18 protein-coding genes are annotated in these 23,672 nt (G+C 70.8%); 5 read left to right on the top strand and 13 right to left on the bottom strand.

The features are described from left to right. Positions 1 to 28: 28 nt before the first annotated feature. Both ACP4E5_RS41885 and ACP4E5_RS41880 read right to left on the bottom strand, forming a co-directional pair. A complete protein-coding gene (locus tag ACP4E5_RS41885) occupies positions 29 to 1,561 on the bottom strand; it encodes a sugar ABC transporter ATP-binding protein (RefSeq protein WP_425839110.1) in 1,533 nt (510 codons plus the stop codon). Further along, complete coding sequence (locus ACP4E5_RS41880) at positions 1,558 to 2,682, bottom strand: sugar ABC transporter substrate-binding protein (RefSeq protein WP_425839107.1); 1,125 nt, start codon at positions 2,680 to 2,682, stop codon at positions 1,558 to 1,560. The genes ACP4E5_RS41885 and ACP4E5_RS41880 overlap by 4 nt, the downstream gene beginning before the upstream one ends. A 209-nt stretch (positions 2,683 to 2,891) precedes the next feature. Here ACP4E5_RS41880 and ACP4E5_RS41875 point away from each other — a divergent pair, with 209 nt between their 5' ends. Further along, positions 2,892 to 3,575 (top strand): FadR/GntR family transcriptional regulator, encoded by a 684-nt coding sequence (locus ACP4E5_RS41875; protein WP_425839104.1) that lies wholly within the window; start codon positions 2,892 to 2,894, stop codon positions 3,573 to 3,575. Between the two features lie 18 nt (positions 3,576 to 3,593). Here the strand turns inward: ACP4E5_RS41875 and ACP4E5_RS41870 are convergent, their stop codons facing one another. Then, positions 3,594 to 4,205, bottom strand: a complete 612-nt coding sequence (locus ACP4E5_RS41870) for a dihydrofolate reductase family protein (RefSeq protein ID WP_425839101.1) — start codon at positions 4,203 to 4,205, stop codon at positions 3,594 to 3,596. A gap of 121 nt (positions 4,206 to 4,326) precedes the next feature. Continuing rightward, entirely contained in the window at positions 4,327 to 5,028 is a 702-nt protein-coding gene (locus tag ACP4E5_RS41865; protein ID WP_425839098.1) for a TetR/AcrR family transcriptional regulator, read from the bottom strand. A gap of 149 nt (positions 5,029 to 5,177) precedes the next feature. Here ACP4E5_RS41865 and ACP4E5_RS41860 point away from each other — a divergent pair, with 149 nt between their 5' ends. Beyond that, positions 5,178 to 6,662, top strand: coding sequence for an APC family permease (locus ACP4E5_RS41860; RefSeq protein WP_425839095.1), 1,485 nt, complete (start codon positions 5,178 to 5,180; stop codon positions 6,660 to 6,662). Between the two features lie 46 nt (positions 6,663 to 6,708). Beyond that, positions 6,709 to 8,367 carry an amidohydrolase gene (locus ACP4E5_RS41855; RefSeq protein WP_425839092.1) on the top strand — a complete coding sequence of 553 codons (1,659 nt, stop codon included), beginning with the start codon at positions 6,709 to 6,711 and terminating at the stop codon, positions 8,365 to 8,367. A 50-nt stretch (positions 8,368 to 8,417) separates the two neighbouring features. On the opposite strand, the gene ACP4E5_RS41850 is transcribed toward ACP4E5_RS41855, so the two are convergent. The 4 genes from ACP4E5_RS41850 to ACP4E5_RS41835 form a co-directional block, all read right to left on the bottom strand. Next, entirely contained in the window at positions 8,418 to 8,594 is a 177-nt protein-coding gene (locus tag ACP4E5_RS41850) for a hypothetical protein (protein ID WP_425839089.1), read from the bottom strand. Between the two features lie 469 nt (positions 8,595 to 9,063). Then, entirely contained in the window at positions 9,064 to 9,906 is an 843-nt protein-coding gene (locus tag ACP4E5_RS41845; protein ID WP_425839086.1) for a cytochrome c biogenesis CcdA family protein, read from the bottom strand. Continuing rightward, positions 9,903 to 10,661: a DsbA family protein gene (locus ACP4E5_RS41840; protein WP_425839083.1), complete on the bottom strand. Its 759-nt coding sequence runs from the start codon at positions 10,659 to 10,661 to the stop codon at positions 9,903 to 9,905. The genes ACP4E5_RS41845 and ACP4E5_RS41840 overlap by 4 nt, the downstream gene beginning before the upstream one ends. A gap of 59 nt (positions 10,662 to 10,720) precedes the next feature. Beyond that, positions 10,721 to 11,089, bottom strand: a complete 369-nt coding sequence (locus tag ACP4E5_RS41835; RefSeq protein WP_425839080.1) for a hypothetical protein — start codon at positions 11,087 to 11,089, stop codon at positions 10,721 to 10,723. A gap of 129 nt (positions 11,090 to 11,218) precedes the next feature. Here ACP4E5_RS41835 and ACP4E5_RS41830 point away from each other — a divergent pair, with 129 nt between their 5' ends. Both ACP4E5_RS41830 and ACP4E5_RS41825 read left to right on the top strand, forming a co-directional pair. Further along, the gene (locus ACP4E5_RS41830; protein WP_425839077.1) at positions 11,219 to 11,782 is read left to right on the top strand and encodes an HD domain-containing protein; all 564 of its coding nucleotides are present in this window, start codon (positions 11,219 to 11,221) and stop codon (positions 11,780 to 11,782) included. A 104-nt stretch (positions 11,783 to 11,886) separates the two neighbouring features. Beyond that, positions 11,887 to 12,732 (top strand): SDR family oxidoreductase, encoded by an 846-nt coding sequence (locus tag ACP4E5_RS41825; RefSeq protein ID WP_425839074.1) that lies wholly within the window; start codon positions 11,887 to 11,889, stop codon positions 12,730 to 12,732. Here the strand turns inward: ACP4E5_RS41825 and ACP4E5_RS41820 are convergent. The 5 genes from ACP4E5_RS41820 to ACP4E5_RS41800 form a co-directional block, all read right to left on the bottom strand. Next, positions 12,711 to 14,225: an SDR family NAD(P)-dependent oxidoreductase gene (locus ACP4E5_RS41820; RefSeq protein WP_425839071.1), complete on the bottom strand. Its 1,515-nt coding sequence runs from the start codon at positions 14,223 to 14,225 to the stop codon at positions 12,711 to 12,713. The genes ACP4E5_RS41825 and ACP4E5_RS41820 overlap by 22 nt on opposite strands. Before the next feature lie 165 nt (positions 14,226 to 14,390). After that, positions 14,391 to 15,758, bottom strand: coding sequence for a wax ester/triacylglycerol synthase family O-acyltransferase (locus ACP4E5_RS41815; RefSeq protein ID WP_425842067.1), 1,368 nt, complete (start codon positions 15,756 to 15,758; stop codon positions 14,391 to 14,393). 176 nt (positions 15,759 to 15,934) lie between these two features. Then, positions 15,935 to 18,298 carry a GH92 family glycosyl hydrolase gene (locus ACP4E5_RS41810; protein ID WP_425839068.1) on the bottom strand — a complete coding sequence of 788 codons (2,364 nt, stop codon included), beginning with the start codon at positions 18,296 to 18,298 and terminating at the stop codon, positions 15,935 to 15,937. Positions 18,299 to 18,378: 80 nt separating this feature from the next. Next, entirely contained in the window at positions 18,379 to 20,781 is a 2,403-nt protein-coding gene (locus ACP4E5_RS41805; RefSeq protein WP_425839065.1) for a beta-L-arabinofuranosidase domain-containing protein, read from the bottom strand. A gap of 67 nt (positions 20,782 to 20,848) precedes the next feature. Next, on the bottom strand, positions 20,849 to 23,494 hold the full coding sequence (locus tag ACP4E5_RS41800) for a PA14 domain-containing protein (protein ID WP_425839062.1): 2,646 nt from the start codon (positions 23,492 to 23,494) through the stop codon (positions 20,849 to 20,851). Between the last annotated feature and the right edge of the window lie 178 nt (positions 23,495 to 23,672).

Below are 23,672 nucleotides of genomic sequence, written 5' to 3'. Positions count from 1 at the left end.
CGACCTGGGCACCGAAGTGACCGCGACTTTACGGGTGGACGTCACTGGAAACCCCTTCGATCGACGCGATCAGCGCATGGTCGGCCCACCCGGCCGCGTGCTCCGCGACCACGCGGCCGTGAAACAGGACGAGAACCCGGTCGCAGCGCCGCAGATCATCCAGCTCGTCGGAGACCACGAGGACCGCCGTCCCGTCGTCCCGCGCGCTGTCGACCCTGCGCAGCAGCGACTCCTTGGACTTCACGTCGACCCCGGCCGTCGGGTTGATCAGCACGAGCAACCGCGGGTCAGAGGCGAGCGCACGGGCCATCACCACCTTCTGCGCATTGCCACCGGACAGATCCGACACGGGCTGGTCGGGCCCCTCCGTATGGATGTCGAGCCGCTCGATCAGCTCCCGGGCGAACCGTCGGCGGCTCTCCGTGCCGATGAATCCGCGCCGGCCGAGTCGCCCGAGCACGGACAGCGTGGAGTTGTCGCCGACTGACATCCCCGTGACGAGCCCCTGGTCGTGCCGGTCGCGCGGGACACACCCCACGCCCGCGGCGAGCGCGGCGGACACGTCCCCGAAGGGCAGCGGACGCCCGTCGAGCCGGGCCGTCCCGGAGATGGGTGTGTGCAGTCCGGCGAGGGACTCCGCGAGCGCGATCTTCCCACTGCCGCTGGAGCCCGCGAGCCCGACGACCTCGCCGCGCCGCACGGTCAGGTCCACGTCCTCGTACGTGTCCGAGGTCAGCCCCGCCACCTCCAGCACGACCGGCTCGGCCTCCTCGGCGGCCGCCTGCTCGACGACCGCCTCCGCCGCTGCCGCCGCCTGCTCCGCGACCGCCTCCCCCGCCATCGCCTCGACGAGGGCGGGCCGCGGCAGTTCGGCGACCGGGGCGGTGGTGATCCAGCGGGCGTCGCGCAGCACGGTGACCGTCTGGCACACCTCGTACACCTCCTGGAGGTGGTGCGAGATGAACAGGAAGGTCACGCCCGAGTCCTGGAGGGCGCGCATGCGGGCGAAGAGGCGCTCGATCTCCCGGTTGTCGAGCTGCGCGGTCGGCTCGTCGAGCACGATGAACCGGGCGCCGCCGCTCAACGCCCTCGCGATTTCCACCATTTGGCGGTCCTCGACCTTGAGGTCGGCAGTGCGGGCGCCGGGATCGACTCGGACGTCCCACGTGTCGAGCAGGTCCCGGGCCTCGGCGTCGAGCTTCTTCCAGCTGAAGAAGCCGCGCCGGGCGCCCGGCTGCCGGTTCAGGAACAGGTTCTCCGCGACGGTCAACTCGGGTATGACGGTGGGCTTTTGGTACACGCAGGCGACCTTGGCGCGCCACGCCTCCCGGTCGCCGAGCGGCGGCGCGGGCTCCCCGTCGTAGGTGAGCGTGCCCGCGTCGGCGGCCTGCAGCCCGGTGAGGACCTGGACGAGCGTGGACTTGCCCGCGCCGTTGCGCCCGACGAGCGCGTGGGACTCGCCCGCGCGCACGGTGAGCCGGCCGTCGGCGAGGGCGACGGTGGGCCCGTAGCGTTTGACGATGCCGTGAGCCTCGACCAACGGCGGTGCGGCCGCGTTCACTTGACGGAGTTTCCCCACAGCTCGGAGTCGTCGACGTTCTTCTTGGTGACCAGCGGGGCCGGCAGCTGGTCCTCGAGGGTGCCGTTGGGCAGCTTCACGATCTTCGAGCCGTGGTCGGTGGGGCCGGGCTTGAACTTCTTCCCCTGCATCGCCGCCTTGATGTAGTACATGCCGTACTTGGCGTACGTGTCGGCGGGCTGCGAGACCGTTGCGTCGATCTGGCCCTTGCGGATGGCGGCGAACTCCTGCGGGATGCCGTCGTTCGACACGATCGTGATGTGCTTGGCGGAGCCCGCCTTCTCCAGCATCCCCTTGGACTTGAGGGTCTGCAGGGTCGGCGCGAGATAGACGCCGCCGGCCTGCATGTAGATCCCCTTGATGTCGGGGTTGGCGTTGAGGAGGGTGTCGAGCTTGGAGGCGGCGGTGTCCGACTCCCACTTCGCCGGGATCTCCAGGACCTTGAGCTTCGGGTACTTCTCCTTGACGCAGTCCCGGAACGCCTTGGACCGCTCACGCCCGTTGACGGACGCGAGATCGCCCATGATCTGGACGACCTTGCCGGACTTCACATGGTCGCCGAGGTAGGCGCAGGCCTTCTTGCCGTACGCGACGTTGTTGGCCCGTACGACCATGGCGACCTTGCCCTTGTCGGGCGCGACGTCCACGGCGACGACCGGTACGCCCTTGCGCTCGGCCTGGTCGAGCCCGGCGCCGATGGCCGCGCTGTCCAGGGGCGCGACGACGAGGCCCTTCACGCCCTGGTTGAGCTGGTTGTTGATGTCCGTGATCTGCTGCGAGGGGTCGCTGTTGGAGTTGACGGTCTTCAGCGCGTCCACGCCCTCGGACTTCGCCATCTTCGGCACGTAGTCGTTGTACGACTGCCAGAACGGCGAGGTCAGCAGCGGCAGGATGACACCCACCTTGCCCTTGCCGTCGCCGCCTCCGCCACCGCCCGCGCCGGCCGCGGTGTCCTTGGTGCTGCCGCAGGCCGCGAGGGCGAGGGCGAGGGCGGCGCAGCCGAGCAGGGCCACCGCGCTCAGCCCTCGCCTTCGGGAACTGCGGGCGCGCGCCGCCCTGTTCCTCCGGGTCGTTCCCTTCTGGTCCTTCGTGGTGCCAGTCATCGGACTGCTCCTCGGCTCCTGAAGTCATGGGCGCGGCTCCGGTCCCCGCCGCTCCGGTTCCGGCCCGCGCCGAGATATTTATCAGACCACTTCGGCGCCCCAACACCCTTCGTAGGCAAGTTTTCTCGCTATTTACGCCCTCTGGCGTCGCGAAGAGGTCCGACTTTCCTGGTAGTGGTCGGACCACCTCGCTGGTTACACTGCGCGGCATGCAGAAGGCCACCGTCACCCAGCGGGCCATTGAGCAGCTCAAGGCGATGATCGGCAGCGGCGAGCTCCAGCCGGGCCAGCGGATGCCCACCGAGCGGGATCTGGCGGCGCAGCTGGGCATCTCGCGCAGTTCCATGCGGGAGGCGATCCGGGCGCTCACCGTGCTGGGCGCGCTTGAGGCGCGGCACGGATCGGGCATCTACGTCACGCAGTTGGAGGCCGGCGACCTGCTGGAGACGTTCGGGGTGGTCGCCGACCTGTCGCGCGGACCCGGCCTCGTGGAACTCCTGGAGGTGCGCCGCATCCTGGAGTCGACGGCCACGGCGCTCGCCGCGGCACGCATCTCTCGGGCCCAACTCGCCGAGGTGGCCGACCACTTGGCGGCGATGGAGGCGACGGACGACCCGGACGAGATCCTCTCCCACGACCTGGCGTTCCACCGGACGATCGCCGTGGCCGCGGGCAACGACACGATGGCGGCGATCCTGGAGGGCCTGTCCTCACGCACCTTCCGCGCCCGCGTGTGGCGCGGCTACGAACAGGAGGGCGCCTTCGAGCGCACCCGCCGTGAGCACGCGCGCATCCTCCGCGCCCTCACCGCTCGCGACCCGGAGGCCGCGCGGGCCGCCGCCGCGGCGCACGTGGGTGAGGTGGAGGAGTGGCTGCGGGGACAGCTGGGCTGAGGCACGCCCGGTTGCCGCTCAGGCGGCGTCGCGCTTGCGGTACCGGATATGGGTGCTCAGCGGTGAGTGGAGCACCTCGACGGGCTCGAAGTCGAAGGTCTCGACGCCGTCGAAGATGCGCTCGCCGCCGCCGAGGAGGACGGGTGCGACGTCGAGGGCGAGTTCATCGACCACGCCCGCGTTGAGCGCCTGTCGAACCGCCGAAGCGCCACCGGCGATGTCCACTCCCCTGCCGTCGGCGGCGTCGAGCGCCTGCGCGTAAGCAGCGTCGAAGCCTTCGGTGACGAAGTGGAAGGTGGTCCCTCCCTCCATCTTGATCGGTTCGTGGGCGTAGTGAGTGAGCACGAAGACCGGGGCGTGGTACGGGGGCTCGGGGCCCCACCAGCCGTCCCACGCCTCGTTCCACTCGCCCCGGATCGGCCCGAACATGTTTCGGCCCATGATGTACGCGCCACGCGGGCGCATCAGCCACTTGTTGGCCGCCCTGTCGGCTTCGGTCGCACGCGGGTCGCCGATGTGCCAGCCGTGCAGCTCCTGGCCGCGCTTGCCCAGCGGATCGTCCCGGCTCTGCTCGGGTCCGGCGACGAAGCCGTCGAGCGAGATCGACATGTGGCAGGTGGTGTCGGACATCAGCTTCTCTCCGAAAGCAGCAGTGGGTGACCGCACGGCCATCGGACCGCACGACACACGTACAGACTGCCAGAGACGACGAAACTCATCGCCGCATCGCGGCATCGCGCCGTCCAAGACCTCAGGTCCGCTCCGCCGCCGCGACCTCCAGCGCCGTCAGCAGCAACTCGAGTGCCACCTCGAAGGAGCTGCCCGCCATCAGCGGCAAGTACTCGCGGGACAGGCCGAGTTGGGGGTGGGTCTCCGGCGGGAGGCTCGCGTACGCTCCCGTCCACGCCCGGTCGTCCGCCTCCCGCCGCTCCGCGGGCAGCGCCAGGTACGCGGCGTCGAGGGCGGCGTGGCCGAGGACGGTGTCGACGAAGGCCGAGTAGTGCCGCACCGCGTCCTCGGCGTCGAAGCCGGGGCGCCTGAGCAGGCCGATGCCCGCGTCCACCGCCCGGAACTCGTGCGCGCGCCGTGTCACCCGGTACGCCGCGAGCGCCGCCACCCGCGGGTGCGCGCGGTACCCGCGGTGGATGCGCCGACCGAACTCGCGCAGCCCGTCGCGCCAGGGCATCCGCTCGGGGTGGAAGCCGTCCATGGCCTCCCCGATGATCCGGTCGGAGACGGCGAGCAGCAGGTCGTCCGTGCTGTGGAAATAGCGGTACAGCGCGCTCGGATCGCAGCCGAGGGCCGCGCCGAGGCGGCGGACGCTCAGCGCGTCGGGGCCGTGCTGCCCGACCAGGCGCAGCGCACAGTCGACGATCACGTCCTCGGACAGCACCACCCCCGACTTCGTCGGCTTGCGGCGCCGACGCTCCACCGGGATCCGCCCTTCCGCCACGGCCCTCTCCCCTCCCTCGTCCGGCACGGTCCGCTTATGACAACACCATTGACGCAAGCTGACAAGGCCGATTTGATCGCGGTCGCCTCCCCTCGCGCACCGCCTCCTCTCCGCCCGCCCCTGTCTCCACCGTCCTCAGGAGTCCGACCATGAGAAGCGAACCACCGGGCCTGCGCCGCTCCCTCGGTGTCGTCGACGGCATCGCCATCGCCGCGTCCAGCACCGCCGCGACCACGAGTATCGGCATCGGGATGGGTTCCCTCGCCGCGACGGTCGGGCTGCACGCGCCGGCGGTCCTGCTGGTGGCGTTCGTGCCGATCCTGGGCATCGCGACGGCCTACGCGCGGCTGAACCGGCACGAACCCAACATGGGCAACGGCTATGTCTGGGTGGGCCGTTCGCTCGGCCCGTGGCTGGGCTTCCTCACGGGCTGGGTCACACTCGTCGGCACGCTGGTCTTCATGGCGTACACGAGCGCGGTGACCGGCTCCGTGTTCCTCCAGTTCGCCAACAAGGCCCATCTGCATACGGTGTTGGGGATCGGGCTCGATCCGAACTCGACGGCCCTGTCGACCGTCGTCGGCCTGCTCGTGCTCACCGCCGTCACCGTCACCGCGGTCACCGGCGTCCGCAAGGCGACCAGGCTCCAGGCGTGGCTGCTCGTCTTCGAGTACGTGGTGCTGCTCGGGTTCTGCGGCTGGTCCCTGGTCACCGGCTCGCACGCCTTCCAGTGGTCGTGGTTCAACCCGTTCGACATCCACGGCGGCACGGCCTTCGCGCAGGGCCTGGTCCTCGCGGTGTTCTTCTTCTGGGGCTGGGACGCGGCGTTCACGGTCACCGAGGAGACGAAGGACGTGCGGGACGCGGGGCGCGGCGGCCTGATCGCCCTGTTCGCGATGCTCGCGCTGTTCCTCTACGGTTCCGTGGCCTTCCAGCGCGAGATGTCGCTGCCGGAACTGGTCGAGCAGGGCCCGCAGGCCCTCACCTACCTCGGCGCGAAGCTCGCCGACGAGCCGGTGGCGAGCCTGCCGCTGCTCGCCCTGCTGTTCTCGGCGGTGGCGTCGTTGCAGGCCAGCGTGATCCCGACGGCGCGCGGGCTGCTGGCGATGGGCCGGGACCGCACGATGGGCCAGGTCTGGACGCGGGTGAGCCCCCGCTACGGCTCGCCGGCCGCGGGCACCGTCGTCGTGATGTCGATCGCGGCGGCGGTGGCCGTACTGGCCCTGGCGATACCGAAGTTGAACGAGATGATCCTCGCCGCCGTGAACTCCATCGGGCTCACCGTCGCCCTCTACTACGGCCTCACGTCCCTCGCCTGCGCGGTCCGTTTCCGCTCGCTGCTGCGCACCGCACCCCGGGAGGCGGTGCGCGCGGTCCTCGTGCCGGGGCTCAGCGCCCTCGCCCTGCTCGGCATCGGCGCGTACCTGGCGTACTCCTACGCGACGATGAGTGACCACTTCGAACTGTCGCCGGACAATGGCTGGTTCATGCTGGCGGTGCCCGCGGCGATCATCGTGACCGGTCTCGTGATGGCCGCTGTCGCCAAGTACGGGCGCCATTCCCCGTACTTCAGGACCGGGCGCGGCACGGACGCCGACGCCGTCGAACTGGCGGCACCCGAGGCCACCAGCTGAGCGCCACATCCACGTAACACCCTTACCAACACTGGGAGTTGACACCATGTCCACACCCGCCGACCTCGTCCTCACCGGCGGCCCCGTCCACACCGGTTCCCCCGCCCGTACGCGCGCCACCACTGTCGCGGTGCGGGGCGAGCGGATCGCCGCCGTCGGCCACGACGAGGTGCGCGATCTGATCGGACCGCGCACCGAAGTGGTCGACCTGGCGGGGAAGTTGCTGATCCCCGGCTTCCAGGACGCGCACGCGCACCCCGTCGGGGCGGGCATCGAGATGGGCCAGTGCGACCTGAGCGGCGCGACGACGCTCACCGAGTACCGGGAGCGGATCGCCGCGTACGCGAGCGCGCACCCGGACGCCGAGTGGATCACCGGGGGCGGCTGGGCGATGGAGGCGTTCCCCGGCGGGCTGCCGACGGCGGCCGAGCTGGACGCCCTCGTCCCCGACCGGCCGGTGTATCTGGTCAACCGCGACCATCACGGCGCCTGGGTCAACTCCCTTGCCCTGCGGGCCGCCGGGCTCGACGCCCGCACTCCCGACCCGTCGGACGGCCGCATCGAGCGCGAGGCGGACGGCACGCCGACCGGCATGCTCCAGGAGGGCGCCGCGAACCTCGTCGGCCGCCTGCTCCCTCCGGTCACCCGCGAGGAGAGGATCGCCGGACTGCTCCGCGCCCAGCAGCACCTGCACTCCCTGGGCGTCACGGCCTGGCAGGACGCCATCCTCGGCGACCACGCCAACCTGACCGACCCCACGGACGCGTATCTGGCGTGCGCCGACGACGGACGGCTCACCGCGCGCGTCGTGGGCGCGCTGTGGTGGGACCGGGCGCGCGGCACCGAGCAGATCGAGGAACTGCTCGCCCGGCGCGCGGCCGGCACCCGCGGCCGCCTCCGCTCGACGACCGTGAAGATCATGCAGGACGGGGTGGCGGAGAACGGCACGGCTGCGCTGCTCGGCCCGTATCTCGACGGCTGCGGCTGCCGCTCGGACAACAGCGGGATCAGCTTCGTACCGCCCGAGGCGCTGAAGAAGTACGTGACCGAGCTGGACGCGCACGGTTTCCAGGTGCACTTCCACGCGCTCGGCGACCGGGCCGTCCGCGAGGCACTCGATGCCGTGGAAGCGGCACGGGGGGCCAATGGCTGGACGGATACGCGTCCGCACCTCGCGCATCTTCAGGTGGTGCACCCCGATGACATCGGCCGCTTCCGGGAGCTGGGCGCGACGGCGAACATGCAGGCGCTGTGGGCGGCGCACGAGCCGCAGATGGACGAGCTGACGATCCCGTTCCTGGGGGCGGAGCGGACGGCCCGGCAGTACCCGTTCGGGGCGCTGCTGCGGGCCGGGGCGACGCTCGCGGCGGGCAGCGACTGGCCGGTGAGCAGCCCGGATCCGCTCCAGGGGATCCATGTCGCGGTGAACCGGGTGCTGGCGGACGCGCCGGCGGGGACGCCGGTGTTCCTGCCGGACCAGCGGATCGGCCTGGGCGAGGCGCTCGCGGCGTACACCTCCGGGAGCGCGTACGTGAATCATCTCGACGCGGAGACGGGGGTGATCGCGGCGGGGTACCTGGCGGACCTCGCCGTCCTGGACCGGGACCCGTTCGCCGGCCCGGAGACGGAAATCGGCACCACCCGGGTCACGCAGACGTTCGTGGGAGGCCGACGGGTCTTTCGTTCAAGCCCCGCCGGCGATTGAGGCGCGGGGCCCGGGGCAGAGCCCCGCGACCCCGACCACGGCGCGGCGAACTAATCCACGCTGGGCAGAATGTGCGGCTCCGCCAGATCGTCCTCGTAGCCCGCGAGGCGGATCGGCGCCGACCTCGCCCAGACGTCGAGACTGCCGAGCTTCTCCGGCCTGCGACGACCGGACCGCTCGGCTCGGTCCTTGGGGATCTGTTCGCGATTCGTCTTCTCTGGTGTCACCGCGCACTCCTTGTGTGTCGGGTAACCCGCTTCGGCGGTCCGGCCCAGCGTCTCGCGGGGTCCGGCGCCCGATCGGGCTTGTGTAGAGGGCCAGTTCGGGCGCGGTGGCGCCGGTGTGTCGCTGGTGGGATCGGCCGTGGTTCTCGGTCTTGCCCTGTACGGCCACCATGGGTCAGGGTGTCGGACCCACTTGCGGTAACCGTGCGGCTACAGCCTAACCATTTGAGCGGGGGCCCGCTCACTGGGGCTGAAATCTCTGGGTCTTTCGGAGGTCGCCTGGCGTTCATTCAGCCATGAGTGCCCGCCTGCGCGCGACAGGTTTTCGCTCGTACGAGGGCACTTCAGGACATCACGGCGTGTCGCCGCGCGATGTTGGCGCGGCCCCGGGCGTGGCCCGGGGCCGACGGGGCGCGTGGGGCGGGGCGGCCGACGCGGGAGATTGGCGTCAACTCGCCCCCGCCTCCGCGCGCTACTCGCCCTCGACCGGCACGCTCTCCGCGCGCCCGCGCAGCGCCCGTACGAGGAAGAACGCGGCCACCAGCACGACGGCCGCGACGAGTACGAGCAGGTCCGGCACGCGGTCGCCCAGGCCGCGCGCCCACTGCTCGGCGGCGAACGAGTCGTCGACGTCGAGGAGTCCGGGCAGCGCCGTCGTCCCGTCGAAGACGAGGAACAGCGTGCCGAGCGCCAGGAAGAACAGGCCGGAGGCGAGTGACGTCGAATGCGTCTCGAAACGGCCGATGCGGACCGGGCGGCCGCGCAGCCAGCGCTTCCCGCCGAGGTCGAAGCGTTCCCACAACAGGGCGAGCAGGAACAGCGGTACGGCCATGCCCAGGGCGTACACCGCGAGCAGCGCCCCGCCGTACACCGGGTGCCCGCCGAGGGCCGCGACCGTCAGGACGCTGCCGAGGATCGGGCCCGCGCAGAATCCGGCGAGGCCGTAGACCGCCCCGAGCGCGTACACCGACAACGCGTTGGTGGGGCGGATGCGGCCGGAGAGTTCCGACATGCGGCGCGAGGCGAAGCCGCGGCCCGCGATCTGGAGCACGCCGAGCACGATGATCAGCCAGCCGCCGAGGGAGACCAGCAGGTCACGGTTGCCGTAGAAGAAGCGGCCCGCGTACGAGCCGGCGGCGCCGAGCGGGACCAGGGTGGTGGCGAGCCCCAGGTAGAAGACGCCGGTGCGGGCGACGAGGCGTGTCGGGCTGTCGATGGAGTACGCGAAGAACGCGGGCAGCAGCAGGGCGCTGCACGGGCTGAGCAGGGCGAGCAGGCCGCCGAGGAACGCCGCGAAGTAGCCGATGTCGCTCACTTGCCGCCGCCGGACTTCGTCGCCTGCGCCTTCGCCGCCTCGATGACCTGCTCGAAGGCGGCCTCGGGCTGCGCGCCCGCGAGGGGCTGCCCGTTGATGAGGAAGGACGGCGTGGAGGTGGCGCCGAGGGCGTACGCCTCGTCGCTGTCCTGCTGCACCGCCGCCTTCGCGGCCTTGCCGGCGCGGTCGGTGCGGAACCGGTCGAGGTCCTTCACGCCGGCCTCGCGGGCGAGCGCGTCGAGGCGGTCCGCGCCGAAGCCCTTGTCCTTCGCGCCCTCGGCGTACGCCGCCTTGTGGAACTGCCAGAAGCGGCCCTGCTGTCCGGCTGCCCACGCGGCGCGCGCGGCGGACTGCGAGTCGGCGCCGAAGATGGGGAAGTTGCGCCACTCGATGCGCAGCGTGCCGTCGTCGACGTACTTCTTCACCAGGTCGGGTTCGGTGTCGCGGGCGAACTTCCCGCAGTAGCCGCACTTGAAGTCGGCGTACTCGATGAGCACCACGGGCGCGTCGGCGCGGCCCTGTGCGAGCGGGTCCTTGGCGTCGCGCCGGGCCAGCTTCGCGAGCTTGTCGGTGAGTTCGTTGTTGGCGTCGCCGCCGTCGGCCTGCTGGTCGGACACGTCGGCCACGTCGGTACGGTCCTCGGGCCTGGTCGCGGTGTACGAGACGGTGCCGAGGAGGATCGCGGCCACGGCGACGGCGGCGGCGATCGCGGCGGAGCGGCGCTGCTTGGTGCGGGTGGTGGTGTTCTTGGGCATGACGAAGTCGTCCTTGCGTGCGTGAGAGATGCGTGATGACGGGTGGGACGGGGCGTCATCTACACGCGCAGGACGGACAGTTCGACGGGTGAGGGCGGGTCGTTGGGCGGCGGCGGGCCGCGGCCCGCCGGGGTCGGCGGCACGATGCCCGCGAGCGGCGCCGTGGCTCCCTGCCCGTGCGCGTACGCGAGCGGGGCGAGGAGTTCGTGGGCGCTCGTACCGCGCGAGGGCACGCCCTGGCGGCTGTCGGGGGCGTGCTGTCCCTCCGGCGCGCAGTCGGGCGTACCGGAGGGCGATGCCACCTGCTGCGCGGACGCGAGGGCCGGCGCCGGTTCCACGGGCGCGCCGCCGAAGCCACTGCTCCATGCCACGCCCAGCACGGTGACCAGGAGGGTCACGAGCAGTGCGGGAACGGTGAGGCGGCGCATGCGGCAATTCTGCACCATGGGAGAAAGAGGACAGCGTTCACGTCCTGTTGACCGGTGGGTCGGTTCGGCCTCAGTTCGCCATGGTCTGCTTCCGGACAGGCTGCGGAAGATCTTCGGGAGGAGTCGTCCATGGAACGCGTCGAACTGCGCACCGTCGAGGAGCTGATGGCCTCGTTGAACGCCTGCCGGGGCGCCTGGGACACCCCGGACCGCAGCGGTGACCCCGTCGATCTGCACGATCACGCGCTGCAGACGGCGGCGCTGCTGCGCCGCTCCCGGCCCAGCGACAAGGAGTTGCAGGTCGCGGGCCTCGTCCACGACCTCGGGCATCTGCTGTGCCCGGGCGACGACGCGGGGCACGCGGACCGGGCGGCGGACGCGGTGCGCGGCCTGCTCGGCGAGCGGGTCGCCCAGCTCGTACGGCTGCACGTGCCGGCGAAGCGGTATCTGGCGGCGACCGAGCCCGGGCGCGGCCTGTCCGCGCAGAGCGCGCTGACGCTGGGCGTCCAGGGCGGGCCGATGACGCCGTGGGAGGTGGCGGCGTTCGAGGCGGACCCGCACGCCGAGGACGCGCTCACGGTGCGGCAGGCGGACGACGCGGGCAAGGTCGTGGGCCTCGACGCGGGGGTCCTGGAGGACTGGCGGCCCGTGCTCGAACTCGTGGCGCAGACCCACGCCTCGTACGTCCGATAACCCCTGTCGCCGGTCTCCCGTGTCCCCCGCCTCCACAAACGGCCCACGAACCGTCCACGGCTGACACATCGTCACCTGACGGCCGCCCGTGAGACCGTACGCGCATGGCTGCGTCCTCGATGGCTTCCACGGCTCCCCCGCGCGTGCTCGACGGCAGGGCGGCCGTCGTGACCGGTGCCTCGCGCGGCATCGGTCTCGCGATCGCGGAGGAACTCGCCGACTGCGGCGCCCGGTTGTGCGTGACGGCGCGGGATCCGCACGGGGTGCGGGAGGCCGTCGCGGCGCTGCGGGCGCGGGGTGCGGACGCGGTGGGTGTGCCCGGGTCCGTGGCCGATCCGGCGCATCTGTGGGAGGTGACGGAGCGGGCCATGGCCGAGTTCGGGCGGGTCGACGTCGTCGTGAACAACGCGGCGACGAACCAGCCCTACGGCCCGCTCATGGACGCCGACCCGGACACCTGGCGCACCGCCTTCACGGTCAACGTGGAGGCGCCGCTGCGTCTGGTGCAGTGCGCGTGGCGGGCGTGGATGAGCGAGCACGGCGGCGCCGTCGTGAACGTGTGCACGGAGGGCGCGGGCCATGTCGGTCCGAACGTCGGCGCGTACGGCACCAGCAAGGCGGCGCTGCTGCACCTGACCGCTCAACTGGCGGGCGAGCTGGGCCCGTTGGTGCGGGTCAACTCCGTCTCCCCCGGCCTCGTGCGCACCGAGATGGCCCGCTTCGTGTGGGAGCGGGCCGAGGAGTCGGTCGCGGCGGGCCTCCCGGCCGCACGGATCGGGGAGCCGGAGGACGTGGCGCGGGCGGTGCGCTGGCTGGTGTCGGACGAGGCGTCCTGGATCACCGGCGCGGAGCTGCTGGTGGACGGCGGCACGCGGGTGCGGGCCGCCTCAGCGGACGGTCCCGCGAACGCCGTCCACCAGCAGCTGCGTCACCACTTGCCGGGCTCGTAGTCCTTCAGGAAGACCCCGTACACGTCGTCGCCGGCCTCGCCGCGCACGACGGGGTCGTAGACGCGGGCCGCGCCGTCGACCAGGTCGAGCGGGGCGTGGAAGCCCTCCTCGGCGAGGCGCAGCTTGTCGTAGTGCGGGCGCTCGTCGGTGATCCAGCCGGTGTCGACGGAGGTCATGAGGATACCGTCGGCCTGGAACATCTCGTGGGCGCTGGTGCGCGTCACCATGTTCATCGCGGCCTTGGCCGCGTTGGTGTTCGGGTGGCCCGCGCCCTTGTAGCCGCGGCCGAAGACGCCTTCCATCGCCGAGACGTTCACGACGTACGCGCGCCCCCTCTCGGCCTTCTTCGCGGCGTCGGCCATGGCCGGGCGCAGCGCGCTGATGAGGATGAACGGCGACGTGTAGTTGCAGAGCTGGGTCTCCAGGAGCTCGACCGGGGAGATCTGGTCGATGGTCTGCACCCAGGTGTTGGAGTCGACGACGTCCGGGACGAGGCCGCCCGCGTCGATCGCGGAGCCGTCGAGGTGCCGCTCGACGCTCGCGTTGCCCGCGACGAGCGCGAGGTCGGCGACCTTCTGGGCGTCGATGCCGCTGGTGCCGATGGGCAGCGCCTGGATGCCGTCGACCGAGCCCGAGTTGAAGGCGCCGATGACGGTGTGCGGCGGCAGCTCGCCCGCGGGCAGCGGCGCGCTCTCGCCGTCGACGAGGGCGGCGTAGGCGGAGGGCAGCCGGCGTACGGTCTGCGTCGCATTGTTGATGAGGATGTCGAGCGGGCCCGCGGCGGCGACCTGCTCGGCGAGGGCGACGGCCTGCCCCGGATCACGCAGGTCGATGCCGACGACCTCCAGGCGGTGGATCCACTCCGCCGAGTCCTCCATCGCCTTGAAGCGGCGGATGGCGTCCTTGGGGAACCGGGTGGTGATCGTGGTGTGCGCGCCGTCGCGCAGCAGGCGCAGCGCGATGTACATGCCGATCTTGGCGCGGCCGCCGGTGAGCAGGGCGCGCTTGCCGGAGAGGTCGGCGCGGGCGTCGCGCTTGGTGCGGTTCAGGCGGGCGCAGTCGGGACAGAGCTGGTGGTAGAAGTAGTCGACTTCCACGTACCGGGTCTTGCAGGTGTAGCAGGAGCGGGGGCGCTGGAGTATCCCCGCGAGCCTGCCCTCCTCGGTCTGCGAGGAGGGCAGGATGCCCTCGGTCTCGTCGTCGATGCGCTGCGCGGACCCGGTCGCCGTCGCCTCGGTGACCGCCTTGTCGTGGGCGGTCTTCGCCGCGCGGCGCTCCTGGCGGCGGCGCTGCTTCACGGTCCGGTAGATGCCGGCGGTGGCCCTGCGGACGGTGATCGCGTCGGGGTGGTCGACGTCGATCTCGTCGAGTTCCTCCAGCACGCTGAGGCAGACGGCGAGCCGCTCGGGGTCGATGCCGGGGCCGAAGTCGGCGGCGCCGTTCTCGACCGCCTCCGCGCCTTCGGCGGCCTGGTTGTCCTCTGTCACGGTCATCGCCGCTGCTGTTCCTCGTGTCGCTCGTGCCGCGAGGAATCTCAGGTGCCGCGCGGCTGCCAAAAGGCGGCACCTTACAGGTCACTCGGTTGATCCCGCCAGATCCGGAGGATACTGGCGGGAGTGGGGTCGGCCAAATGACGGGCGTCACTCCGCCCGACCGGTTCAGGCGTTCGCCTGCTCACAGGCGGCCGTGAGCTCGGCCACTTCGTCCCGCACCGCCCGCGCCAGCACGTCCAGGTCCGGCACCGCGTCCGCGTCGGCGACGAGGCCGTAGTGGACCCGGCCGCGGTACGTCGACACGGCCACGGCGAGGGACTGGCCCTGGGCCAGTGGTGCCAGGGGGAAGACCTCGGTGAGTGGGCAGCCGCCGAGTTTCAGGCCGAGGCTGGGCAGCGGGACGCTCGTGACGAGCAGGTCGAAGAGGAGGCGCGCGTTCTGGCCGACGAGGCCGCCGCCGAGGCGAAGGCCGAGCGGCGGCACATGGTCGGCGAGGAGCGCGACGGCGCCCGCGCCGCGCGTGGGCCCCGCGTCCTTGCGGCGGTTCATGGCGGCCCGTACGACCCGCAGCCGCTCCACGGGGTCGCCCTCGGAGACGGGGAGGCGGACCAGGTAACCGGAGAGCCGGTTGCCCTGCGGGTGGGCGGTGCGGGGCCTGCGCCGGGAGACCGGGACGAGGGCGCGGGGCTCGACGCCCTCGCTGCCGTCGCCGCGCTCGTCGAGCCAGCGCCGCACGGCCCCTGCGACCACGGCGATCAGTACGTCGTTGACCGTGCCGCCGACCGTCTTGCGGATGCGGTGCACGTCGTCGAGGTCGAGCACGACCCCGGCGGTGCGCCGGGTGCCGCCGGCCTTCGAGGTGAGCGCGGGCGAGGTGCGTACGCCCCAGGTGGCGCGGGCGACGGACGCTCCGATGGACACGGCCTGCGTGGCACTGGCCGCCAGCGTGCGCACATGGTCGGGGTAGCGGCGCGGGTCGAGGTCACCGAGCGTGATCTCGCGCATGCCGGGGAACGGCAGGCGCAGTCCGCGGCGCGGGGCGGGCGCGTCCTTCGGGGCGCGGGCGGGCGGCAGGTCGATGGGGTCCATGACGCCGGCGGCGAGGGTCAGGGCGCGCAGCCCGTCGGCGAGGGCGTGGTGGAACTTGAAGAGCACGGCGAACGACGCCCCGTCGGCGGCCGGCAGCACATGCGCCTCCCACGGCGGGCGGTCGCGGTCGAGCGGGCGTTCCATGAGCGCGCCGGCTGCGGCGTGGAAGTCGTCGACGGCACCGGCCATCCAGACATGGTCGAGCGGGTCGAAGTCGGCGGCGGGCACGCGGGCCGCGCCGCCGACCGGCACGAGCACGCCGGCGATCCGCATCCGCAGGCCCGCGACGCCGGCGGCGCGAGTGGCGAGCAGCTCGAAGGCGTGCTGTGCGGCGCCGGGCCCTTCGGCCTCGAACACGCCCAACGCCCCCAGGTGCATGGGGTGTTCGGCGGTCTCGATGTTCCAGAAGGTCAGGTCGAGTGGAGCGAGCAGATCCGAACTCACAGAGGTCATGGAGGACTCTCGCGTCGACAACGGGAGTTGGCAGTCAACCCCCAGCGGTCGATTACGGTCAAGTATGATCTGTACACGGTGCGTTAACAACTGATGAAGACCCGCCCCTCTGGGAGGGACGGGTCTCATGTGACTCAGAAGCTCACCCAAGTAGCGTGTCGTTTACGTCACTTGAGGGCGGGCGGCGCCGCGTCGGCTCCGGTCCCCCACGCCGACGGCTCGGCGCCGACGGTGAAGGTCAGGTTCCGCACGCCCCGCAGATCGTCCGTCGTCAGATACGTCTTGTCGTACGCGGCGCCGTCCGTCCGCGCCGACTGGATGTACCGGTCGCTGTCCGAGGTGCCGGGCGCCTTCACGGTCAGCGCGCCCTTCGGGTAGTAGCGCCGGTCGAGCTTGACGTCGACCCGCTCGAAGACGGGCGTCGACAGGCTCCATGTGTCCGTGCCGGGCTGCACCGGGAAGATGCCGATCGACGACAGGACGTTCCAGGCGGACATCGTGCCCAGGTCGTCATTGCCGGTCATGCCGGTCGGGGTGTCGGTGAACAGGGTCAGCGCGGCGTGCACCACGTCGGTGGTCTTCCACGGCTGGCCGGTCGACAGGTACGTGTAGGGCGCGATCAGGTCGGGCTCGTTCTGCGGGTTGTACTTGTCCGCGTTGTAGTAGTCGTACGGGCCGTTGACCCACACCTCGCGGGCGGTCTTCGCGGGGTCCTTGACCAGCTGGTCGTAGGCGAAGAAGGAGTCGAGCCGCTTGTTGGCGGCGTCCTTTCCGCCGATCAGGCCGACCATGCCGGGCAGGTCCTGCGGCACGAGCCACTGGTACTGCCAGGCCGTGCCCTCGTGGAAGCCCTCGCTCTTGGCCGGGTCGGCCGGGCCGGTGAAGGCGCCCGACGCGTCGCGCGCGCGGAAGAATCCGGTCGAACCGTCGAAGATCTTCCGGTAGTTCTGCGCCCGCTCGGTGTACCGCTTCGCGTCGTCCTTGTGCCCGAGATCCTTCGCCATCTGGCCGAGCATGGCGTCGGACAGGGCGTACTCCAGGGTGGCCGAGCCCCCGTGGTCGTAATCGGAGTCGCCGGGCTTCACGTGTGCGCGGTCCTTGATATACGGCGCGAACCCGTCGGCGAGGTACTCCTTGTTGGCCTCGCGGCCCACGGGAGCGGAGTCGGCCGGCGGCACGCCGTCGGCGTTCTTCTTCAGCGCCCGGTAGGCGTCCTCCTCGTGCCCCTTGAGCAGGCCCTGCTGGTAGGCGTTGGTGAGGAACGGCGTGACGGGGTCGCCGGTCATGATGTTCGTCTCGACCGTGCCGTAGCCCCACTTGGGCAGCCAGCCGCTGTCCTTGTCGATGCGGATCACCGACAGGGCCATGTCCCGTGACTCGCGCGGGGCGAGCAGCGAGAGCAGCTGGGCCTGGGTGCGGTACGTGTCCCAGAGCGACCAGTTCTGGTAGTAGGTGAACCCGTCGGCGCGGTGGATCTTCTGGTCCCAGCCGGTGTAGCGGCCGTCGACGTCGCTGCCGATGTTCGGCGCGAGGAACGACCGGTACAGCGAGGAGTAGAAGGTGCGGCGAAGCGTCTCGCTGCCGCCCTGCGCCTTGATGTCGCCGAGCCGGTCCTCCCAGGCGGCCTGGGCCGAGTGGCGCACGGCGTCGAAGGAACGGCCGCCCTCCTTATGGAGGTTGAGCTCGGCGCCGCGCTCGTCCACGTAGGAGATCGCGGTGGTCGCCTCGACGGTGCGGTCCTTGCTGGTGTCGAAGCGGAGATACGCGCCGTTGCCCTCGGCGTCCGCGGCCGAGGTCCTGGAGCCCTCGGTGACGGTGTCGCCCTTCCAGGTGCCCGCCGTGGTGAAGGGCCGGTCGAACTTGGTGATCGTGTAGAGCGTGTACTGCTTGGTGTCCTGGCAGAAGCCGCTGCCGGTGATGGCGGTGCGCACGGTCCGGCTGTCGAGGATGTCGACCTTGGTGTGCACGGTCTTGTGCAGCGACTGGCCCGCGTTGATCATCACGTTGGCCTTGTCGGTGGCCGGGAACGTGTACTTCTGCACGCCGGTCCGCTTCGTGGCGCTCAACTCGGCCTGGACGCCGGACTTCAGGCCCACCTTGTAGTAGCCGGGCGACGCCTTCTCGTCGTCGTGGCTGAACTCGGCCGCGTACTTCGCGTAGTCCGTGCTCCCGATGTCACCCACGGTCGGCAGCACCGGCAGGTCACCGCCCAACCCGCAGCCCACGCCCGAGAGATGGACGGTGGAGAAGCCGCGGATGTGGGTGTCCGAGTGGTCGTAGCCGGTGTTGTGCCCCGTGTCGGGCGAGAACTGCACCATCCCGAAGGGGACGGCGGCACCCGGATAGGTGTTGCCCTCGTTCTCCGTCCCGATGAACGGGTTGACGAGGTCGGTGAGTTGACCGCCCCCGGCGGCGGGCGAGGCCGCGGCGGGCGTCGCGAGCCCCGCGCCGAGGAGGGCGGCGGCCGCCAGAGCGCCCAGCGCCCGGCGGATGGGTCTGGTGAGGGGTCTTCCCGTGGTGCGTCTTCTCATCGTCCACCCTTCGACAACGTTGTCAGCGTGCGCGGTCATTCTTCGCAGGCCCGGTCGGCCCGTCAAGACTCCAGCAGCTCTCAGGGCGCCAGGCGCCACAGGTGGTCCTCCGTCCCGTTGTCGGCGAACTGCACGACCTGGGCGCTGTCGGCGGTGGACATGGCGTCGACGCCGAGGACCTTGCCGCTGTGCCGGTTGCGCAGCAGGAACCAGCCATCGTCCCGGTCCTCCCGCTCCCACAGCAGGTCCTCCCGGCCGCTGCCGTCGTCCTCGTACTGCACGACCAGCGCGCTGTCGGCGGTGGAACTCGCCTTCACCGCGAGGTACTTGCCGCTCTGGCCGTTGCGGATGCGGAGCGCTCCGCCGTCGGCCGCGAGGAGCTGCCACGCGTGATCGCCGGTGCGCGAGTCGCGGAACTGCACGACGCGCGCGTCGTTGTCCGTGGACATCCCGTCGACGGCGAGGACCTTGCCACTGTGTTTGTTCAGAACGCGGTGGAAGGGCGGTTCCGGTGTCCACAGCGTGCCGTTCGGGGTCGCTGTCGGGAAGGCGGTGATCCGCAGCCGGGCCGCACCCATCGGCACGAGCGTCACGTCCTCCACGGCCGCGCGACTGCGTGCCGGGCTCGGTTGCAGGGGTGCGACGACGTTCTCCTCGTCGGCGATCCACTCGGGGATGCGGCGGGCCCGTGCGGTGAGCGTCAGCGGTGCGCCGTCCAGGGTGAACGGGTTGTCCGCGAGGGGCCCCTTCTTGCGGTGGACGGTGGTCGAACTCCCGGGCAGCAGACCGTAGTTCCAGGGCGTGGTGGCGTGCACGTCGTACTCGGGGAACGTGTCGTCGCCGCCGGTGCGCACATATCTCTCGCCGACCTTCAGCGAGTAGGTGAGCGGTCCGTGGTCGACGCTGACGCTGTCGTGGTTGCCGTGCCAGGTGCGCAACGTGGTCCTCTGGGGCAGGCGCAGCCGCACCACGTCGCCGTCCCGCCAGGTGCGCCGGATCTCCGCGAACGAGGGCCCCTTCGCGGCCTTCACCTGGCGGCCGTTGACGGTCAGGCGTGGGGCCTCGCACCAGCCGGGAACGCGCAGTCGCAGCGAGAATTCCACGGCGCGTTCCACACCTATGTGCAGCGTGACGGTCTCGTCGAACGGGTAGTCCGTCTCCTCCCGCACCGTGGCCCTGACCCCGTCGTCCACTTCGGCGCGCACCTCGCACGGCGCGTACATGGCAGCCACGAGACCACCGTCGGGCCCGGCGAGCCACAGTTCCTCGGTGAAGTAGGGCCAGCCCATTCCGTAGTTGTGCGGGCAGCACCGGTACTGGTCGACGCCGGGCTGGTAGGACTGCATGGCGAAACTGTTCTGGAACTGCCCGTTGGTCTTGCGGGAGTTGTCGAGGTCGACGCCGTTGGCGCTGGTGGTGTAGTGGATTCCCTTGCCGGTGGAGTCCAGGGCGGCCGGGAGCATGTTGAAGGCCAGGTCCTCGCAGCGGTCCGCCCACACCGGGTCACCGGTGATCCGGGTGAGCAGCTCGTGGCTGGCCATGAACTCGACGATGCCGCACGTCTCGAATCCCTGGCGCGGGTCGCCGAATCCGGGCCGCGCGTTCTCGTCCCCCGCCATGCCGCCACCGGGGAACTGCCCGTACTCCCCCAGCACTTGGTCGTACGTGCGGTAGGTGGCGCGGGTCAGTTCACCGGCGCCTTCGCCGGCCCACTGGGCATATTGGGCGGGTTCGCGGAAGCCCTGGGCGATGTTGACGTTGTGCGGGGTGGGGAGCTTGCCCGTCCAGTCGGCGCCGTAGCGGTGCATCTTGTCGACGAGACGGACGAGGAACGCGTCGCCGGTCCGCCCGTACAGCCAGCGCGCGGTGTCGATGCCGTCGCCCCAGCGCACGGAGACCCAGCTGCTGTCGAAGGCACCCTTCCCCTGGGCCTCCATGTACGTCATGAAGCGGGTCAGGAACGGGACGATGCGCTTGTCGTGGGTGTGCTCCTCCCACGTGCGCAGCGCCATGAGGAGCGGCAGGAAGGGCCAGAAGTCGGGGCCGCCGTTCAAGGCGGTGCGCAGGGAGCGCGGGCCGAAGAACCCGTCCGACTGCTGTGTGGCGAGGATGGGATCGATCCACCGCTCGCAGGTGGCGAGCGCGTCGGCGTCGCGCGTGGCGATCGCGAGGGGCACGAACCCCCGTAGCCAGTACGGCACTTCCTCCCAGCCGTCCAGCTCCGGGTGGATCCAGCCGCAGGTGTCCATGTTCAGGAAGTGGGACTTCTCGTCGTAGCGTCCGCACAGCCCGGCCAATTGCAGGCGCAGTTGGCCGGCGAGCCATCCGGCGGCGGTGACGCTGCCGACGGGCAGGCGCGTGAACGCGTCGGGGGACGGTCCTGCCGCGTCCGCGCGGGCGGTCGCGGTCGCGGCGCCACCCCAGGCGGTGGCCGCGCAGGCCACCGTCGCGGCCTGGAGCACGCCGCGTCGAGTCACAGTCATGAGCTGCCTCCTGCGAGAAGAGGGGCGGGCCCGCGGGGGGAACGGGCCCGCCCCAGGGGCGGATGGATCAGGAGCAGTTCGCCACGGTGTCCTGCGAGGCGTCATGGATCAGCGACTGCTGGGCGTCGTGCACCCGCTTCACGTCCGGCTTGACGACCCGGCGGTCGTAGGTCAGCAGACCGTTCAGCTCGCCCTCGACGTCGGAGATCTGCGTGTAGACGGCGCCGTTGCCGCCCTTGCAGGCCAGCTTGTGCACCTCGTCGACCTTCTTGAGGTAGTCGTCCGTGTACGTCGCCGGGTCCACGTCGACGTACGACTGCTGCACCGACCAGGCGTGGCCGGGCACCGCGAGGCCGAGGCCGCCGTACTCGCCTGCGACGAGGGCCCGTTCGCCGTCCGGCTTGGGTGGCAGGGCGGGGCTCGGGTAGCCGTGTTCGTCCATGATGTCGCCGGTGCCGCCGTCGCGCCCAAGGTTGAGTCCGGACATCGAGTTGACCAGACGCGTGGGGTCCCAGGCCTTCGCCTGGTCGGCGATGCGGGCCTCGTCGTACTGGCCCCAGCCCTCGTTGAAGGTGACCCACATGACGACCGACGGGTGGTTGATGTGCTGGTCGATCATCGTCTTCATCTCGCGCTCGTACTCGGCGCGCGCCGCGGTGGACGGGTCGCGCCCGGCCTCCATCGCGGGCATGTCCTGCCAGACCATCAGGCCGAGCTTGTCGGCCCAGTAGAACCAGCGGTCGGGTTCGACCTTGATGTGTTTGCGGACCGAGTTGAAGCCCATCTTCTTGTGCATCTTCAGGTCGTACGCGAGCGCGTCGTCGCTGGGCGCGGTGTGCAGTCCGTCCGGCCAGAAGCCCTGGTCGAGGGTGGCCATCATGAACATCGGCTTGCCGTTGAGCATGGTGCGCGGGGTGCCGTTCACCTTCTCGACGGAGACCGAGCGCATCCCGAAGTAGCTGCCGACCCTGTCGTCGCCGACGCTCACCTTGAGGTCGTACAGGAACGGGTCGTCGGGCGACCACAGATGCGGCTTGGCGATCTTCAGAGTGAGCGGTCCGCCGGAGGTGCCGGTGGCGGTGGCCACCTTCTGCTTGCCCGCGTACGCCGTCGCCATGACGGGCAGGCCGTCGCGAACTCCCGTGGCGGACACGGCCACTTCACCCGTCTTGACGTTCGGCGTCACCTTCAGGTCGGTGGCGTGGTCGCCGGCGACCGGCTCCATCCATACGGTCTGCCAGATGCCGGAGGACGGGGTGTACCAGATGCCGCTGGGGTCGAGGCGCTGCTTGCCCATGGGCGGGTTCTCGCCCTTGTCGGCGTCGGTCGGGTCGTAGACGCCGACGATCAGCTCCTGGGTGCGGCCCGGCTTGAGGGCGTCCGTGATGTCGGCGCTGAACTTGTCGTAGCCGCCCTTGTGATCGGCGACCTTCTTGCCGTTGACGTAGATCTCGGACTTCCAGTCCACGGCGCCGAAGTTCAGCTGGAGGCGCTTGCCGCTGCCGACCTTCCAGTCGGCGGGCACGGTGAAGGTGCGCCGGTACCACATGCGGTCCTCGTGGCGCTCGATGCCGGAGAGCTGGGACTCGACCGGGTAGGGCACGAGGATCTTCTCGCCGAGGTTCTTGCCGACCGGCGGCTGCTCGCCCTCCTTGGCGGCGGCGAACTGCCAACTGCCGTTGAGATTCTGCCACTTGTCGCGGGTCAGCTGGGGGCGCGGGTATTCGCGGTGGGCGTTGGCCGGGGTGACGTCGTCGCCCCACTTGGTGGTCAGCTCGTGCGTGGAGTGGTTGGGCCCGCTCGACCAGAAGCTGCCGACGGCCGTGCCGTCCGCGCCGGTCAGTCCGCCCTTGCCGTCGTACGTGACATCGGCCTGGCCGGAGGCGTCGCCGTTCTTGTTGCCGACGACCGGTTCGTCGAGGCCCACCAGCAGGGCGCGCGGGTCGTCGGGGTCGGCCTTCACCTTGCCGAGCGGCCACTTGGCGCCGCCGATGATGCCCTTCAGGTGATCGTTGATGTCACCGGGGACCGCGCCCAGTTTCTGCGCGAAGTCCAGCTTCAGGGTGCGGCCGTCGCCGAGCACGGTGGTGCCGATGGCGCCGTCGTACTTCCAGTCGTCGGGCAGCCGGAACGCGGAGGCGGGGATGGCTTCCTTCTGCGCGCCCGGTTCGGTCCAGCGCAGATGGAGGTTGGAGCCGCCGTAGTGCTCGAAGTACTCGACCTTGATGTCGACCGCCTTGCCCGCGGTCAGGTCGACGGGCCGGGAGGTCTGTTCCTTGTCCCAGTCGTCGACCCAGTGGTCGATGACCAGCTTGTTGTCGACCCACAGCCGGAAGCCGTTGTCACCGATCATTGACAACGTTGTCGGCCCGGACTTCTCCGGCACCAGCTTTCCGGTCCAGCGCACGCTCGCGTCGTCCGCCTGGCCGGTCGCGGACGACAGGCGGGACTCCAGGCTGTTGAAGTCGATCTGCGGGTCGAAGCCGGTGGCCTTGAGCTGGTCGAAGTCGAAGGCGCCCGGGGCGGACTGGGTGTAGTACTCGCCCTTCAGGCCGTGCGGCACGACGGTGTCGTCGTCCGCGGTGGTGGCCGCGCCGGACGGGGCCACCGCGAGCACGCTGAGGCCCAGGGCCGCGGTGAGGAGCAGGGACAGATGTCTCGCGTGCTGTCTGAGTCCGAGGGTTCGGGGTTCTCTGGGGTTTCTGGTGCGCACGGATCCTCCATTGCCGAAACGCGTCGTACGCGTCGAGGAAGAGTGGCGGCTCGCCGCTCGGGTCTGTGCAACTGCGGTGGACTACGTTGAACTTCGTTGAGCTTCGTTGAACATTGTTGCCTAGAGGGGCAGTTGGCATCACAGCATGGGTGGGCGCGTCCGGCAAGACCGCGGGAAC

Origin of the sequence: Streptomyces fractus (assembly GCF_049844455.1) — a bacterium.
Classification (GTDB): Bacteria; Actinomycetota; Actinomycetes; order Streptomycetales; family Streptomycetaceae; genus Streptomyces; species Streptomyces fractus.
The sequence above is the reverse complement of the archived record's forward strand: the minus strand, read 5'-3'. Positions and strand labels throughout refer to the sequence as shown.